This is a genomic window from Burkholderia sp. Bp8992 (genome assembly GCF_003853705.1).
GTDB lineage: Bacteria > Pseudomonadota > Gammaproteobacteria > Burkholderiales > Burkholderiaceae > Burkholderia.
Genome location: NZ_QTQI01000006.1, coordinates 66,543 through 82,463 on the forward strand (window position 1 = coordinate 66,543; position 15,921 = coordinate 82,463).

Consider the following 15,921-nt stretch of genomic DNA (forward strand, 5'->3'; position numbering starts at 1 on the left):
CTCCTGGACGGGCCGCGCGCGGATCGCGGGGCGCGGCGCCTGCGTGTCAGCCGGCCGCCGACGGCGGCTCGACGGTCGCCGGCGCGTCGTCCGGCGGCGCTTCGGCACGCACGAGCGCAACCGGACGGATACCGAGCAGCGCCGCGATCGGCGACGCGGGCTCGACGAGTTCACTGAGCCGGTGACGGTCGAGTTCGGCGAAGAACGCGTCGCGCGCGGCCGCCAGCACCCCCTTCAGGCGGCACTGCGGCTCGATCACGCAGCCGCGCGATTCGCCGCTGTCGGTCAAAAAGCAACCGACCAGCGCGAAGTCGCTCTCGGTCGCGCGCACGACCTGGCCGACCGTCAGCTGCAGCGATTGCGGGAAGAGCCGCAGCCCGCCATTGCGGCCGCGAACCGTGTCGACCCATCCCAGCTCGCCGAGCTGCTGCACGACTTTCATCAGATGGTTCTTCGAGATGCCGTAGGCATCCGAGATCTCCTGGATCGTCGCGAGCCCCTCTCCGCGTACCGCAAGGTACAGCATCACGCGCAGCGAATAGTCGGTGTAGTCGGTGAGTCTCATGAGCGAATACGGAAGTGAGCGAACGTGTTCCGATGACGTGAGGCGGGCCGATCGCGGTGCCCGCGGGACCGGCCGACGGTCCCGTTCCGCGCCCCGGGTTGCCGGGATCGCGTGCGCGCAATAAGATGCGTGACAGTTACACGTTTTCAGCGGGTATTGGACGCTATTTTGCGTCAAAATCCGACCGGCGTCCTGCCTGACACCCACGCCACGCCCGTCGGCGCCCCCGATCTACCGGCCCCTTTTTGCCATGACTGCCCTGCCCGCCTCGCCCGACACCGCACCGGCCCGCCCTCGCGACACCGAGCCGACCGAAGACAACATCCGCGATCTCGTCTACGCGTTCTACGACCGCGTGCGCGCCGATCCGCTGCTCGGGCCCGTGTTCGACGCGAAGCTGGCCGGCCGCTGGGACGACCACCTGCCGAAGATGGTCACGTTCTGGTCGAGCCTAGTGCTCGGCACCAAGGGCTATCGCGGCAACGTGCAGCAGGCGCACCAGCCGCTCGACGGGATCGAGCCGGCCCATTTCAGCCGCTGGCTGTCGCTGTTCCTGAAGACCGTCGAGGCGCGCTACGCGCCGCCCGCGGCGATCCGCTTCATGGAGCCCGCGCTGCGGATCGCGCAGAGCCTGCAGTTGAGCCGGTTCGGCTGGGACTACCGGATTCCGCCCGAGCAGCAGGCACTGCTCGACGCGATCGCGCCGCGCCGCCGCGACGCGAACGACGCTCCGCACGCGTCGCTGTCGCGTACCCGCGGCGAGCCGTTTCCGACGAAGATCATCGGGCGCAGCGTCGATCCGGACGCGTAACGCGCGGCCCGTGGCGCCAGGCACGCGTGCCGCCTGCGGCACATGGCCGCACCGTCCGTCCCGATGCCGTGTTCAGCGCGGCGTATTGCCCGACTCGACACCCCAGCGCGCGAGCGCGGCATCGTCGGTGCTGCGCGCATCGACCCAGCGCTCGCCGTCCGGCGTCGTTTCCTTCTTCCAGAACGGCGCCTCGGTCTTCAGATAGTCCATCACGAACTCGCACGACGCGAACGCATCGCCGCGATGCGACGCGACCGTCGCGACCATCACGATCTGGTCGAGCGGCAGCAGCCTGCCGACGCGATGCACGATCGCGACGTCGATGCCCGGCCAGCGCCGGGAGGCCTCCGCGGCGATCTTCTCGAGCGCCTTCTCGGTCATCCCCGGATAGTGCTCGAGCTCCAGCGCGGCGATCGAGTCGCCTTCGTTCAGGTCGCGCACCGTGCCGACGAAGCACGCGAGCGCGCCGATCTTCGGGTTGCGCGCGCGCAATGCCGCGACTTCCGCATTCAGATCGAAATCGTCTGCCTGGACTCGTACCGTTGCCATCGCACGCCCTCTCAACCGCCCGTCACCGGCGGAAAGAACGCGACCTCGCAGCCTTCGGTGAGCCGCGTGTCGGGATCGGTCATCTCGTGGTTGCACGCCATGCGCAGCGCGCGCCCTTCGGCGAGCGTCTCGGCCCACGCGCCGCCGCGCACGCGCAGCCACGCGCGCACGTCGCCGACGGTCGTCACGCTGTCCGGCACGTTTGCCTCTTCATCGGCGACGCCCAGTGCCTCGCGCACGCTTGCAAAAAATTTCAGCTGAATCTTCATGGTTCGGGAAGCCGTCGCGTTACGACAGCAGTTCGGAAAACGGAATGAAACGCACGGTCTCGCCGGCGCTGATCGCGTGCTGCGGCGGATTGTCGATCAGGCCGTCGCCCCAGACCGTCGACGTCAGCACCGCCGAGCTCTGGTTCGGGAACAGGTCGAGGCCGCCGGCCGCGTTCACGCGCGCACGCAGGAATTCGTTGCGCCGGTCGCCCTTGCTTTGCGAAAAGTCCGCCCGCAGCGACAGCGCGCGCGGCGCGACGTCACGCACGCCGGACAGACGCAGCAGGAACGGCCGCACGAACAGCAGGAACGTGACGAAGCTCGATACGGGATTGCCGGGCAGCCCGATGAAGTGCGCATCGGCGCGCTCGTCGCCGCGACGCACCGCGCCATACGCGAGCGGCTTGCCCGGCTTCATCGCGATCTGCCACAGCGCGAGCCGCCCTTCGGCCTCGACGGCCGGCTTCACGTGATCCTCGTCGCCGACCGATACGCCGCCGCTCGTCAGGATCACGTCGTGATTGCGCGCGGCCTCGCGCAGTGTGTCGCGCGTCGCGGCGAGCGAGTCGGGCACGATCCCGTAGTCGGTCACGTGGCAGCCGAGCCGCTCCAGCAGCCCGCGCACCGTGAAGCGGTTCGAGTTGTAGATCGCGCCAGGCTTCAGCGGCTCGCCGGGCATCGTCAGTTCGTCGCCGGTGAAGAACACCGCGACGCGGATCCGCCGAGCCACCGACAGCTGCGCGCAGCCGACCGATGCGGCGAGGCCGAGCGCCTGCGGCGTGAGCCGCGTGCCGGCCGGCAGGATCACCGAACCCTGGCGGATGTCCGCGCCCTGCGCGGTGATCCACTCGCCGGCCTTCGGCGTGTGCAGGATCTCGACGGCGTCGCCGTCGGCCGATGCCTGCTCCTGCATCACGACCGCATCGGCGCCGGCCGGCACCGAGGCTCCGGTGAAGATCCGCGCAGCCGTGCCGGCCGCGAGCGGTTGAGCCGGATGGCCGGCCGGAATGCGCTGCGACACCGGCAACCGCCGATCGCCGTGCAGCAGGTCGGCGACGCGCACCGCATAGCCGTCCATCGCGCTCGTATGCATCGGCGGCACGTCGAGCGGCGAACTCACGTCGGCGGCCAGCACGCGGCCGAGCGCATCGAGCGTGGCGACGGTTTCGGCGCCGGGCAGCGGCTTCGCGGCATCGAGCAGCGCGGCGAGCGCCTCGGCGGTCGACAGCATCGGCGCGCGCGGCGCCGCGGGATTCGGGTTCGACATCGATGGAATCGGGGATCGTTGAAGTCAATACGTCATTGTAGCGACGCCGTCGCACGGGCGCGCAATATGGCGGACATGCGAAAACTGTGATCGGCGCGAACGCGCGGGTCTGGCACTTGTTTCGCGCGACAGGCGATGCCCGCGCGCCAATTGAAACGGCCGGAACCCCGATCCGTTCGACGAATCGGCATTCCGGCCGTCCTGCGCAGCCGGGCCTGCTGGCCCGGCCGTGCGTCACGCGCCCGTGTGAGCGACGATGAAGTCCTTCACCTGCTGGGCATCGGCCTTCACGACCTCGAAGCGCTGCGGCAGCGACTCGAGCCCGTCGAACGCGGCCGGCCGCTCGGCTTCGCGATCGAGCGCCTCGCGGATCGTCTCGCCGAACTTGATCGGCTGAGCCGTCTCGAGCACGACCATCGGCACGCCGGCATCCAGGTGCTCGCGTGCGACCTTCACGCCGTCGGCCGTGTGCGTGTCGATCATCGTGTCGTAGCGCGAGAACACGTCGCGGATCGTCGCGATGCGGTCGGTGTGGCTGCTGCGGCCCGATACGAAGCCGAACTCGGCGACGCGCGCGAAATCGCCGCTCGCCGCGAGATCGAAGCCGCCCTTTTCCTCGACGTCGCGGAACAGCTGCATCACGCGCGCCGGATCGCGGCCGAGCAGGTCGAACACGAAGCGCTCGAAGTTCGACGCCTTCGAGATGTCCATGCTCGGGCTGCTGGTGTGATACGTGTTCTCGGCGCTGCGCACGCGATACGCACCGGTGCGGAAGAACTCGTCGAGCACGTCGTTCTCGTTGGTCGCGACCACGAGCTTCGCGATCGGCAGCCCCATCATCCGCGCGATGTGGCCCGCGCAGACGTTGCCGAAGTTGCCCGACGGCACCGTGAACGACACGCGCTCGTCGTTGGACTGCGTCGCCGCAAAGTAGCCCTTGAAGTAGTACACGACCTGCGCAACGACGCGCGCCCAGTTGATCGAATTGACCGTGCCGATCTTCTGCTGTGCCTTGAACGCGTGATCGTTCGACACGGCCTTCACGATGTCCTGGCAGTCGTCGAACACGCCTTCGACCGCGAGGTTGAAGATGTTCGGATCCTGCAGGCTGAACATCTGCGCCGTCTGGAACGCGCTCATCTTCTTGTGCGGCGACAGCATGAACACGCGCACGCCGGCCTTGCCGCGCATTGCGTACTCGGCCGCGCTGCCCGTGTCGCCGGACGTCGCGCCGAGGATGTTCAGCGCTTCGCCGTGCTTCGCGAGCGTGTACTCGAACAGGTTGCCGAGCAGCTGCATCGCCATGTCCTTGAACGCGAGCGTCGGGCCGTTCGACAGTTCGAGCAGCGACAGCGCCGCGCCGTTCTCGGTGCCGAGCGTCTTCAGCGGCGTGATGTCGGACGCGTTCTCGCCGTGGCGCGTGTTGCTGTACACGGCGGCCGTGTACGTGCGGCGCGTGATCGCGCGCAGGTCGTCGGCCGGCACGTCGTCGCAGAACTTCGACAGGATCTCGAACGCGAGATCCGCGTACGACAGCGTGCGCCAGCGCGCGAGCTCGTCGGCGGACACCTTCGGATACTCGGCCGGCAGGTAGAGCCCGCCGTCCTTTGCGAGGCCGCCGAGCAGGATGTCGGAGAACGTATGGCGCTCGCCGATGCCGGCGCCGCGCGTGGAGATGTAGTTCATGTCGCCTTCCGTCCTCAGTTCAGCGCTTCCATGCGCAGCTTCGTCACCTTCGACACGACCGTCGCGAGGCTCTCGATTTGCGCGATCGCCGCATTGACGTTCTTCTCGACCGTTTCGTGCGTGATCAGGATGATGTCGGTTTCGCCGTTCGCACCGTCGACCTGCTCCGACTCCTTCTGCAGCAGCGCGTCGATCGAGATGCCCGATTCGGCGAGGATGCGCGTGATGGCGGCGAGCACGCCGGTCTGGTCGGCCACGCGCAGGCGCAGGTAATAGCCGCTCGTCACTTCCTCGATCGGCAAGATCGGCGTGTTCGACAGGCTGTCCGGCTGGAACGCGAGATGCGGCACGCGATGCTCCGGGTCGGCCGTATGCAGGCGCGTGACGTCGACGAGATCCGCGACCACGGCCGATGCGGTCGGCTCCGCGCCCGCGCCCTTGCCGTAGTACAGCGTCGTGCCGACCGCGTCGCCGTGCACGACGACCGCGTTCATCGCCCCCTCGACGTTCGCGAGCAGGCGCTTCTCGGGGATCAGCGTCGGGTGCACGCGCAGCTCGATGCCGTTTTCGGCGCGGCGCGTGATGCCGAGCAGCTTGATCCGGTAGCCGAGCTCTTCCGCGTAGCGGATGTCGGTCGCGTCGAGCTTGCTGATGCCTTCGACGTAGGCACGGTCGAACTGCACCGGCACGCCGAACGCGATCGCGCTCATGATCGTCGCCTTGTGCGCGGCGTCGACGCCTTCGATGTCGAAGGTCGGATCGGCTTCCGCGTAGCCGAGTTCCTGCGCGGCCTTCAGCGCGGTCGCGAAGTCGAGCCCGCGGTCGCGCATTTCCGACAGGATGTAGTTGGTCGTGCCGTTGATGATGCCCGCGATGTACTGGATGCGGTTCGCGGTCAGGCCTTCGCGCAGCGCCTTGATGATCGGGATGCCGCCGGCGACGGCCGCTTCGAACGCGACCATCACGCCCTTCTCGCGCGCGGCTTCGAAGATCTCGGTGCCGTGCACCGCGAGCAGCGCCTTGTTCGCCGTCACGACGTGCTTGCCGTTCGCGATCGCGCGCAGCACGAGCTCGCGCGCGATGCCCGTGCCGCCGATCATCTCGGCGATGATCGCGATCGACGGATCGTCGACGACTGCATTGAAGTCGTCGGTGATCTGTGCGGCGGCGGCGTCACCGCCGAGCGCAGCCTGCGCCTTGGCCGGGTTGCGCACGGCAATGCGCGCCACCTCGATGCCGCGCCCCGCGCGTCGCTTGATTTCTTCCTGGTTGCGGCGCAGCACCGTGAAGGTGCCGCTGCCCACCGTGCCGAAGCCCAACAGGCCAACTTTGATCGGTTCCATGCTGCGTGTGATCGATGAGTAAGTAGTAGTGAATTCCGTGTGACGCTGCCCGCTCAGACCGAATGGCGCTTGCGGTAGCCGTCGAGGAAGCGTGCGATCCGGTTGATCGAATCGGTCAGGTCGTCGAGGTTCGGCAGGAAGACCACGCGGAAGTGGTCCGGCGTCGCCCAGTTGAAACCCGTGCCCTGCACCAGCAGCACGCGCTCTTCGAGCAACAGGTCGAGAATGAATTGCTGGTCGTTCTGGATCGGGTAGAGCTTCGGGTCGAGGCGCGGGAACATGTACAGCGCGGCCTGCGGCTTCACGCAGGTCACGCCCGGGATCGACGTCAGCATGTCGTACGCGAGCTCGCGCTGCTTGTACAGGCGCCCGCTCGGCACGATCAGCTCGTTGATGCTCTGGTAGCCGCCGAGCGCCGTCTGGATCGCGAACTGGCCGGGCACGTTCGCGCACAGGCGCATCGACGACAGGATGCCGAGCCCCTCGAGGTAATCCTTCGCGCGCCGGCGGTTGTCGCCGCCGAGGCCCGACACGGCCATCCAGCCCGCGCGGTAGCCGCACGAGCGATAGCTCTTCGACAGGCTGTTGAACGTGACGGTGATCACGTCTTCCGACAGCGCCCCCATCGCCGTGTGCTCGAGGCCGTCGTAGACGATCTTGTCGTAGACCTCGTCGGCAAACACGATCAGCCCGTGCTGGCGCGCGATGTCGATCAGCTCGAGCAGCAATTCGTCGGAATAAAGCGCGCCCGTCGGGTTGTTCGGGTTGATCACGACGATCGCCTTCGTGTTCGGCGTGATCTTGCTGCGGATGTCGTCGAGATCGGGCATCCACGCATTCTGCTCGTCGCACACGTAGTGCACGGGCGTGCCGCCCGACAGGCTCACGGCCGCCGTCCACAGCGGGTAATCGGGCGCGGGCAGCAGCACTTCGTCGCCGTCGTTCAGCAGCGCCTGGGTCGCCATCACGATCAGCTCGGACGCGCCGTTGCCGATGTAGATGTCGTCGAGGCCGACGCCCACGACGCCCTTTTCCTGCGTGTAGTGCATCACGGCCTTGCGCGCCGAGAACACGCCCTTCGAATCCGAATAGCCGGACGACGCCGGCAGGTTGCGGATCATGTCCTGGATGATCTCGTCCGGCGCGTCGAAACCGAACGGCGCGAGGTTGCCGATGTTCAGCTTGATGATGCGGTGGCCTTCTTCCTCGAGGCGCTTCGCGTGCTCGAGCACCGGGCCACGGATGTCGTAGCAGACGTTGAGCAGCTTGTTCGACTTCTGAATCGGTTTCACGACGACACGGTTCCTGGGTTGGCCTTGCGGCCGGGGGGACGGGATCAAAACTGGAAAGCGGCCGGTCTGTGCGCGCTGTCTAGACTGGGAAAAAGCGGGCGGTCGGACGCGGCTTGTGGCGACGCACGACGCAAGTGGCGCCCGGGGGCGACCAAAAAGTTATAATTTAGCGGATTTTGGCCGACTTTCGCAATGCACCATAGCCGCGCCGGGCCCGCGCCGTCAGGCGTCCCCGCGCGGCCAGGCGCGTGAAACCGGCCATCCGGGCCGCTTCGGCCCTGCGAACCATTCCCCTCGGAACCGCGGAATACCGATTTGAAACTGCACCAGGACACGAGCGGCGCGCTCAACACCGTCACCGGCTACGGCCCCGATTACGTCGACGTCAATCTCGAACGCCATGAAACGAGCGTCATCGTGCTGCCCGGCGCGCCGGTCCGGGCATGGCCCGTGGCGTCGTTCGACGCGCTCGCGCCGGAGCATTTCGCGATGCTGCTCGATCCGACGCCCGAGCTCGTGATCTTCGGCAGCGGCGCGCGGCTGCGCTTCCCGCACCCGCGCCTCGTCGCGGCGCTCACGGCCAAGCGGATCGGCGTCGAGACGATGGATTTCCAGGCGGCCTGCCGCACCTACAACATCCTGATGGCCGAGGGCCGCAAAGTCGCCGCCGCGCTCTTAATTGAACGTTAATCCCGGATGCGGTAAAACTCGGGCCGGCGCAACGGGTCGATCCCTTCGATCGGCCCGGCCAGGCCGCCCGCCCCGGCGCAACCCGCCGGCGGCCCGTCACAACAACCAACAGGCTGAAAATCCATGAACGATACGCCGTCGAGGCTACCGCTCAATCGCATCACGCTCGTCCTCCTGCTCGTCGCGCTCGCGATCGTCTGGTTCGCGCCGCTCGGGCTGCGCCACCTGATCCCGAGCGACGAAGGCCGCTACGCGGAGATGGCGCGCGAGATGTTCGTCACCGGCGACTGGATCACGCCGCGCTACAACGGCTACAAGTACTTCGAGAAGCCGCCGCTGCAGACCTGGCTGAATGCGCTCACGTTCGCGTGGTTCGGCATCGGCGAATGGCAGGCGCGCCTCTACACGGCCGTCGCGAGCTTCGCCGGCATCCTGCTCGTCGGCTACACCGGCGCGCGCCTGTTCAACCCGCTGTCGGGCTTCCTCGCGGCCGTCGTGCTCGCGAGCTCGCCGTACTGGAACCTGATGGGCCACTTCAACGCGCTCGACATGGGGCTCGCGTTCTGGATGGCGCTGTCGCTCTGCTCGCTGCTGCTCGCGCAACAGCCCGGGCTGCGCCCGGCCGCCGTGCGCGGCTGGATGTGGGCATGCTGGGCCGCGATGGCGTTCGCGGTGCTGTCCAAGGGCCTCGTCGGGCTGATCCTGCCCGGCGCCGTGCTCGTGCTCTATACGCTGATCGCGCGCGACTGGGCACTGTGGAAGCGCCTGTACCTCGTCAGCGGCCTCGTGATCTTCTTCGCGATCGTCACGCCGTGGTTCGTGCTCGTCCAGCAGCGCAACCCCGAATTCTTCAACTTCTTCTTCATCGTCCAGCAGTTCCGCCGGTACCTGACCCCGGAACAGAACCGCCCGGGCCCGGTGTACTACTTCGTACCGGTGCTGCTGGTCGGCTTCCTGCCGTGGCTGTCGGTCGCGTGGCAGAGCATCCGCCATGCGCTGCGGATGCCGCGCCAGCCGAACGGCTTCTCGCCGATGCTGGTGCTGCTGATCTGGAGCGCCTTCATCTTCCTGTTCTTCAGCACGTCGCACTCGAAGCTGATCTCGTACGTGCTGCCGGTCGCGCCGGCGCTCGCGCTGATCATCGGCGCGTACCTGCCGCTGATGACGGCCGACCGGTTCCGCCGCCACCTGCTCGGCTACCTCGTGTTCTTCGTCGCCGCGGCGTTCGGGATCATCTTCCTCGCGTACCTGGGCGATGCCCGTACGCCGAACGCGCTGTACCGCGCGTTCCAGATGTGGCTGTACGCGGGCCTCGCGGTCTCGGCCGCGCTGACGCTCGCGGCCGCGTGGCTGAACCGCCGCACGGGCGTCGCGGCCGCGATCGCCGCGTTCGGCGCCGCCTGGCTCGCGTTCGGCACGATCGGCGGCACCGGGCACGACGAATTCGGCCGCTACAGCTCGGGCGCGCTGCTCGCGCCCGCCGTGCGCGCCGAACTGGCGAAACTGCCGCCCGACACGCCGTTCTATTCGGTCGAGATGCTCGACCACACGTTCCCGTTCTACATGGGCCACACGACGATCATGGTCCAGCGCCAGGACGAGCTCGCGTTCGGGATCTCGATGGAGCCGAACAAATGGATTCCGACGGTCGACGAATGGGTCACGCGCTGGAAGCAGGAAACCCATGCACTCGCGATCATGCCGCCCGGCCAGTACGACACGCTGGTCAAGCAGGGCGTGCCGATGCGCGTGGTCGCGCGCGACAACCGCCGCGTGATCGTCGAGAAACCGCAATCGTAAGGACGCCCATCGCATGAATCCCGTTTCACTTGTGTGCATCGTCACCGGCGTGATGCTCAACGCCGTTGCGCAGCTGCTGCTCAAGGCCGGCGTCAACGCCGTCGGGCACTTCGAATTCAGCCGTGCGAACATTATCCCTGTCGGCCTGAAGATCGCGACCCAGCTGCCGATCATCGGCGGCCTCGGCTGCTACGTGCTGAGCGTCGTGGTCTGGATTCTCGGGCTGTCGCGGGTCGACGTGTCGATCGCGTACCCGATGCTGTCGCTCGGCTACGTCGTGAATGCGTTCGCGGCGTGGTACCTGTTCGGCGAAGTGCTGTCCGTCCAGCGGCTCATCGGGATCGGCATCATCCTGGTCGGGGTGCTCGTGCTCGCGCGCAGCTGAGCATGCCCCGCGGCGTTAAGCGCCCGCCTACAAAAAATCACGGTGCGAATCCGCCAACCGGTGTTTAATGCCGGTTTCGGGCGGGATCGCCCGACCCTTTTATTACACGCCATTACAGGCCAACGCGTTCATGAGCCAGACTACCGCTCCGTTTCTGCCGTTCACCCGCCCGGAAATCGACGAGGAAACCATCCAGGGCGTCGTCGACGTGCTGCGCTCGGGCTGGATCACCACCGGCCCGCAGAGCCAGAAGTTCGAGGCAGCGCTGTCCGAGTACTGCGGCGGCCGTCCGGTCCGCGTGTTCAATTCGGGCACCTGCACGCTCGAGATCGGCCTGCGCATCGCGGGCGTCGGTGCCGGCGACGAAGTGATCACGACGCCGGCGTCGTGGGTCTCGACCAGCAACGTGATCATCGAAACGGGCGCGACGCCCGTGTTCGCCGACATCGATCCCGTCACGCGCAACATCGATCTCGACAAGCTCGAGCAGGCGATCACGCCGCGCACGAAGGCGATCATCCCGGTGTTCCTGTCCGGCCTGCCGGTCGACATGGACCGCCTGTACTCGATCGCGCGCGCGCACAAGCTGCGCGTGATCGAAGACGCCGCACAGGCGTTCGGCTCGACCTGGAACGGCAAGCGCATCGGCGCGATCGGCGACCTCGTGTCGTTCAGCTTCCACGCGAACAAGAACCTGACGACGATCGAAGGCGGCGCACTCGTGCTGAACAACGAGGACGAAGCGACGCTCGCGCAGAAGTACCGGCTGCAGGGCATCACGCGCACCGGCTTCGACGGGATGGATTGCGACGTGCTCGGCGGCAAGTACAACCTGACCGACGTCGCCGCCCGCGTCGGCCTCGGCCAGTTGCCGCACATCGACCGCTTCACCGCGCAGCGCCGCGCGCTCGCCCGTGCGTATTTCGCCGCGTTCGACGGCAGCGCGGCCGCGAAGCTCGGCGTCGGCCTGCCGGTCGCCGACTTCGCGAACAGCAACTGGCACATGTTCCTCATCACGCTGCCGCTCGAGCGGCTGACGATCACGCGCGCCGAGTTCATGGCGCAGCTGAAGGAACGCGGCATCGGCACGGGCATCCACTACCCGGCGATCCATCTTTTCACGCTGTACCGTGCACGCGGCTTCAAGGAGGGCATGTTCCCCCACGCCGAACGGTACGGCGCGTCGACCGTCACGCTGCCGCTGTTCACGCAGATGACGGAAGACGACGTGCGTCGCGTGGTCGACGCCATCAACCAGATTTGCGAACAATACGGAAAATAAGCGTACATGAGTCATCTTGAAGCACGCGCCGGACATCCGGTCGCCGGGCACCAGGACGCAGGCCGGCCCGAAGTATCGGTCATCATCCCCGTGTACAACGAGGAAGACGGCCTCGCCGCGCTGTTCGCGCGGCTGTATCCGGCGCTCGACGCACTCGACACGTCGTACGAAGTGATCCTGATCAACGACGGCAGCCGCGACCGCTCGGCCGCGATGCTCGCCGATCAGTTCCACGTACGGCCCGACACGACGCGTGTCGTGCTGCTCAACGGCAACTACGGCCAGCACATGGCCATCCTCGCGGGCTTCGCGCAGTCGCGCGGCGAGATCGTCATCACGCTCGACGCCGACCTGCAGAATCCGCCCGAGGAAATCGGCAAGCTGATCGCGAAGATGCGCGAGGGCTACGACTACGTCGGCTCGATCCGCAAGCAGCGCCAGGACAGCCTGTGGCGGCGCAAGGCGTCGCAGATGATGAACCGGCTGCGCGAGCGCATCACGCGCATCAAGATGACCGACCAGGGCTGCATGCTGCGCGCGTACAGCCGCCGCATCATCGACACGATCAACGTGTGCGGCGAAGTCAACACATTCATTCCCGCGCTCGCGTACACGTTCGCGCAGAAGCCGACCGAAATCGAGGTCGCGCACGAGGAACGCTTCGCGGGCGAATCGAAGTATTCGCTGTACAGCCTGATCCGGCTGAACTTCGACCTCGTGACCGGCTTCTCGGTCGTGCCGCTGCAGTGGCTGTCGTTCATCGGCGTGATCCTGTCGCTCGGCTCCGCCGCGCTGTTCGTGCTGCTGCTGGTGCGCCGCTTCATCGTCGGCGCGGAAGTGCAAGGCGTGTTCACGCTGTTCGCGATCACGTTCTTCCTGCTCGGCGTGATCATCTTCGCGCTCGGCCTACTCGGCGAGTATGTCGGCCGCATCTACCAGCAGGTGCGCGCGCGTCCCCGCTACCTGATCCAGGCCGTGCTCGAGCAGCACGACGGCATGCCGCCGGTGCCGGCCGGCACGAACCGCACGGGAGCGCCGCAATGAAGCCGCGCGCGGTCGTCTTCGCGTATCACAACGTCGGCGTGCGCTGCCTGCAGGTACTGCTCGCGCGCGGCGTCGACGTCGCGCTCGTCGTCACGCACGAGGACAACCCGAACGAGAACATCTGGTTCGGCAGCGTCGCGTCCGTGGCGGCCGAGCACGGCATTCCGGTCGTCACGCCGGCCGATCCCGCCGATCCGGCCCTGCGCCGCGCGGTGTCGGATGCCCGGCCCGATTTCATCTTCTCGTTCTATTACCGGCACATGCTGCCGGTGGACCTGCTCGCGATCGCGCCGCGCGGTGCGTACAACATGCACGGTTCGCTGCTGCCGAAATACCGGGGTCGGGTACCGACCAACTGGGCCGTGCTGAACGGCGAGACCGAGACCGGCGCGACGCTGCACGAGATGGCCGCGAAGCCCGACGCGGGCGCGATCATCGGCCAGACCGCGGTGCCGATCCTGCCGGACGACACGGCCACGCAGGTATTCGACAAGGTCACGGTGGCCGCCGAGCAGACGCTCTGGCGCGTGCTGCCCGCGCTGCTCGCAGGCGAGGCCGCGCACCTGCCGAACGACCTGTCGACCGGCAGCTACTACGGCGGGCGCAAGCCCGAGGACGGCCGCGTCGACTGGTCGAAACCGGCCGCACAGGTCTACAACCTGGTGCGCGCGGTCGCGCCCCCGTATCCGGGCGCGTTCACGGACGTCGCCGGCACGCGTTTCGTGATCGCGCGCGCGCGCCTCGCGGCGCCCGGCAGCGCGGCAGCGGCCGCCGCGGCAGATTTGCCGCCCGGCCTGCACGTAAGCGATAATGCGCTATTCGGCGTCTGCGGCGACAGCCGCGCCCTATCCATTCTCGAGCTGTGGCAGCAGCGCGACGGCAGCGAAACCGTCGTGACGCCCGCGGAATTCGCGCAGTTCATTCATTCTTCCCGTCATTCATGAAAGCAAAAAAAGTCCTGATCCTGGGTGTGAACGGCTTCATCGGCCATCACCTGTCGAAGCGCATTCTTGAAACCACCGATTGGGAAGTGTTCGGCATGGACATGCAGACCGATCGGCTGGGCGACCTCGTCAACCACGAGCGGATGCATTTCTTCGAAGGCGACATCACGATCAACAAGGAGTGGGTCGAGTATCACGTGAAGAAGTGCGACGTGATCCTGCCGCTCGTCGCGATCGCGACGCCCGCCACCTACGTCCAGCAGCCGCTGCGCGTGTTCGAACTCGACTTCGAGGCGAACCTGCCGATCGTGCGTTCGGCCGTCAAGTACGGCAAGCACCTCGTGTTCCCGTCGACCTCCGAGGTCTACGGCATGTGCTCGGACGAGCAGTTCGATCCGGACGCATCGGCCCTCACCTACGGCCCGATCAACAAGCCGCGCTGGATCTACGCGTGCTCGAAGCAGCTGATGGACCGCGTGATCTGGGGCTACGGGATGGAAGGCCTGAACTTCACGCTGTTCCGCCCGTTCAACTGGATCGGCCCGGGCCTCGACTCGATCTACACGCCGAAGGAAGGCAGCTCGCGCGTGGTCACGCAGTTCCTCGGCCACATCGTGCGCGGCGAGAACATCAGCCTCGTCGACGGCGGCTCGCAGAAGCGCGCGTTCACCGACATCGGCGACGGCATCAGCGCGCTGATGAAGATCATCGAGAACAAGGACGGCGTCGCGTCGGGCAAGATCTACAACATCGGGAATCCGAAGAACAACTTCTCGGTTCGCGAACTCGCGCACAAGATGCTCGAACTGGCCGCGGAATACCCCGAGTACGCCGATTCGGCCAAGCAGGTGAAGCTCGTCGAAACGACGTCCGGCGCCTACTACGGCAACGGCTACCAGGACGTGCAGAACCGCGTGCCGAAGATCGACAACACGATGCAGGAGCTCGGCTGGGCGCCGCAGGCGACGTTCGACGACGCGCTGCGCAACATCTTCGAAGCGTATCGCGGCCACGTCGCCGACGCGCGCGCGCTCGTCGAACAGCAAGGCTGACCGGGACGCTCGCTTGGCTCGTATCGTCCTCAAGATCGACGTCGACACGCTGCGCGGCACGCGCGAAGGCGTGCCCAATCTCGCGCGCATCTTCGACCGCTTCAGTGCGCGCGCGACCTTCCTCTTCAGCCTCGGGCCCGATCACACGGGCTGGGCGCTGCGGCGCGTGTTTCGCCCGGGCTTCCTGAAGAAGGTGTCGCGCACGTCGGTGGTCGAACACTACGGCGTGAAGCAGCTGATGTACGGCGTGCTGCTGCCGGGCCCCGACATCGGCCGCCGTGCGATCGCCGACATGCGCGCGATCCACGAGGCCGGTTTCGAATGCGGGATCCACACGTGGGATCACGTGTACTGGCAGGACAACGTCCGCGCGCGCGATCGCGACTGGACCGCGCGTGAAATGCAGAAGTCTCACGCGCGCTTCATCGAGATTTTCGGCGCACCGCCCGTCACGCACGGCGCGGCCGGCTGGCAGATGAACGATTCGGCGTTCGAGCAGATCGATGCGTGGGGGATGCGCTACGCATCGGACGGGCGCGGCCACTCGCCGTACCTGCCCGTCGTCGGCGGCCGCACGCTGTCGCACGTGCAGATGCCGACCACGCTGCCGACGCTCGACGAAGTGCTCGGCATCGACGGCGTCGACACGCACAACGTCGCCGCGCACATCCTCAAGTTCACCGAAACCAATCCGCACGACCAGGTCTTCACGCTGCATGCGGAACTGGAAGGCCAGAAGCTCGCGCCCGTGTTCGAGCAACTGCTCGCCGGCTGGCGCGCGCAGGGCCACACGTTTGCGACGATGGGCGACTACCACGCGACGCTGGACCGCGACTCGCTGCCATCGTACCCTGTCACGTGGGGCGAAATCCCCGGCCGCTCCGGCGAACTGATCGTCCAGCCCGACTGAGTTCGCGCGCGAGCCGGCGTCGCCCGCAGCGC

16 protein-coding genes are annotated in these 15,921 nt (G+C 67.1%); 9 read left to right on the top strand and 7 right to left on the bottom strand.

The genetic code is table 11. The annotated features are described in order from the left end of the window. Positions 1-46: 46 nt before the first annotated feature. Complete coding sequence (locus DIE03_RS11420; protein ID WP_124450304.1) at positions 47-565, bottom strand: Rrf2 family transcriptional regulator; 519 nt, start codon at positions 563-565, stop codon at positions 47-49. 250 nt (positions 566-815) lie between these two features. Between DIE03_RS11420 and DIE03_RS11425 the strand changes: the two genes are divergently transcribed. After that, a complete protein-coding gene (locus tag DIE03_RS11425; protein WP_124450306.1) occupies positions 816-1,376 on the top strand; it encodes a group III truncated hemoglobin in 561 nt (186 codons plus the stop codon). A 72-nt stretch (positions 1,377-1,448) separates the two neighbouring features. On the opposite strand, the gene DIE03_RS11430 is transcribed toward DIE03_RS11425, so the two are convergent. From DIE03_RS11430 to DIE03_RS11455, 6 genes are all read right to left on the bottom strand, one after another. Beyond that, positions 1,449-1,925 carry a molybdenum cofactor biosynthesis protein MoaE gene (locus DIE03_RS11430; protein WP_124450308.1) on the bottom strand — a complete coding sequence of 159 codons (477 nt, stop codon included), beginning with the start codon at positions 1,923-1,925 and terminating at the stop codon, positions 1,449-1,451. Positions 1,926-1,936: 11 nt separating this feature from the next. After that, positions 1,937-2,194 (bottom strand): molybdopterin converting factor subunit 1, encoded by a 258-nt coding sequence (moaD, locus tag DIE03_RS11435; RefSeq protein WP_012328655.1) that lies wholly within the window; start codon positions 2,192-2,194, stop codon positions 1,937-1,939. A 19-nt stretch (positions 2,195-2,213) separates the two neighbouring features. Beyond that, positions 2,214-3,461 carry a gephyrin-like molybdotransferase Glp gene (gene glp / locus DIE03_RS11440; RefSeq protein ID WP_124450310.1) on the bottom strand — a complete coding sequence of 416 codons (1,248 nt, stop codon included), beginning with the start codon at positions 3,459-3,461 and terminating at the stop codon, positions 2,214-2,216. Between the two features lie 234 nt (positions 3,462-3,695). Then, positions 3,696-5,147 carry a threonine synthase gene (thrC, locus tag DIE03_RS11445; protein ID WP_124450312.1) on the bottom strand — a complete coding sequence of 484 codons (1,452 nt, stop codon included), beginning with the start codon at positions 5,145-5,147 and terminating at the stop codon, positions 3,696-3,698. 14 nt (positions 5,148-5,161) lie between these two features. Then, positions 5,162-6,490, bottom strand: a complete 1,329-nt coding sequence (locus tag DIE03_RS11450) for a homoserine dehydrogenase (RefSeq protein WP_124450314.1) — start codon at positions 6,488-6,490, stop codon at positions 5,162-5,164. A 53-nt stretch (positions 6,491-6,543) separates the two neighbouring features. Continuing rightward, entirely contained in the window at positions 6,544-7,782 is a 1,239-nt protein-coding gene (locus tag DIE03_RS11455; protein WP_124450316.1) for a pyridoxal phosphate-dependent aminotransferase, read from the bottom strand. Between the two features lie 315 nt (positions 7,783-8,097). On the opposite strand from DIE03_RS11455, the gene DIE03_RS11460 reads away from it, so the two are divergent. From DIE03_RS11460 to DIE03_RS11495, 8 genes are all read left to right on the top strand, one after another. Further along, positions 8,098-8,472 (top strand): Mth938-like domain-containing protein, encoded by a 375-nt coding sequence (locus tag DIE03_RS11460; RefSeq protein ID WP_124450318.1) that lies wholly within the window; start codon positions 8,098-8,100, stop codon positions 8,470-8,472. A 123-nt stretch (positions 8,473-8,595) separates the two neighbouring features. Then, entirely contained in the window at positions 8,596-10,272 is a 1,677-nt protein-coding gene (locus DIE03_RS11465) for a glycosyltransferase family 39 protein (RefSeq protein WP_124450320.1), read from the top strand. A gap of 13 nt (positions 10,273-10,285) precedes the next feature. Beyond that, complete coding sequence (locus DIE03_RS11470; RefSeq protein WP_124450322.1) at positions 10,286-10,657, top strand: SMR family transporter; 372 nt, start codon at positions 10,286-10,288, stop codon at positions 10,655-10,657. 130 nt (positions 10,658-10,787) lie between these two features. Next, positions 10,788-11,939 carry a DegT/DnrJ/EryC1/StrS aminotransferase family protein gene (locus DIE03_RS11475; protein WP_124450324.1) on the top strand — a complete coding sequence of 384 codons (1,152 nt, stop codon included), beginning with the start codon at positions 10,788-10,790 and terminating at the stop codon, positions 11,937-11,939. Between the two features lie 6 nt (positions 11,940-11,945). Then, a complete protein-coding gene (locus DIE03_RS11480; protein WP_124450326.1) occupies positions 11,946-12,983 on the top strand; it encodes a glycosyltransferase in 1,038 nt (345 codons plus the stop codon). Further along, on the top strand, positions 12,980-13,927 hold the full coding sequence (locus DIE03_RS11485; protein ID WP_124450328.1) for a formyltransferase: 948 nt from the start codon (positions 12,980-12,982) through the stop codon (positions 13,925-13,927). The genes DIE03_RS11480 and DIE03_RS11485 overlap by 4 nt, the downstream gene beginning before the upstream one ends. Further along, positions 13,924-14,979, top strand: coding sequence for a bifunctional UDP-4-keto-pentose/UDP-xylose synthase (locus DIE03_RS11490; protein WP_059233974.1), 1,056 nt, complete (start codon positions 13,924-13,926; stop codon positions 14,977-14,979). Before DIE03_RS11485 ends, DIE03_RS11490 begins: the two co-directional genes overlap by 4 nt. A 13-nt stretch (positions 14,980-14,992) precedes the next feature. Continuing rightward, positions 14,993-15,889, top strand: a complete 897-nt coding sequence (locus DIE03_RS11495; protein WP_124450330.1) for a polysaccharide deacetylase family protein — start codon at positions 14,993-14,995, stop codon at positions 15,887-15,889. Positions 15,890-15,921: the final 32 nt, after the last annotated feature.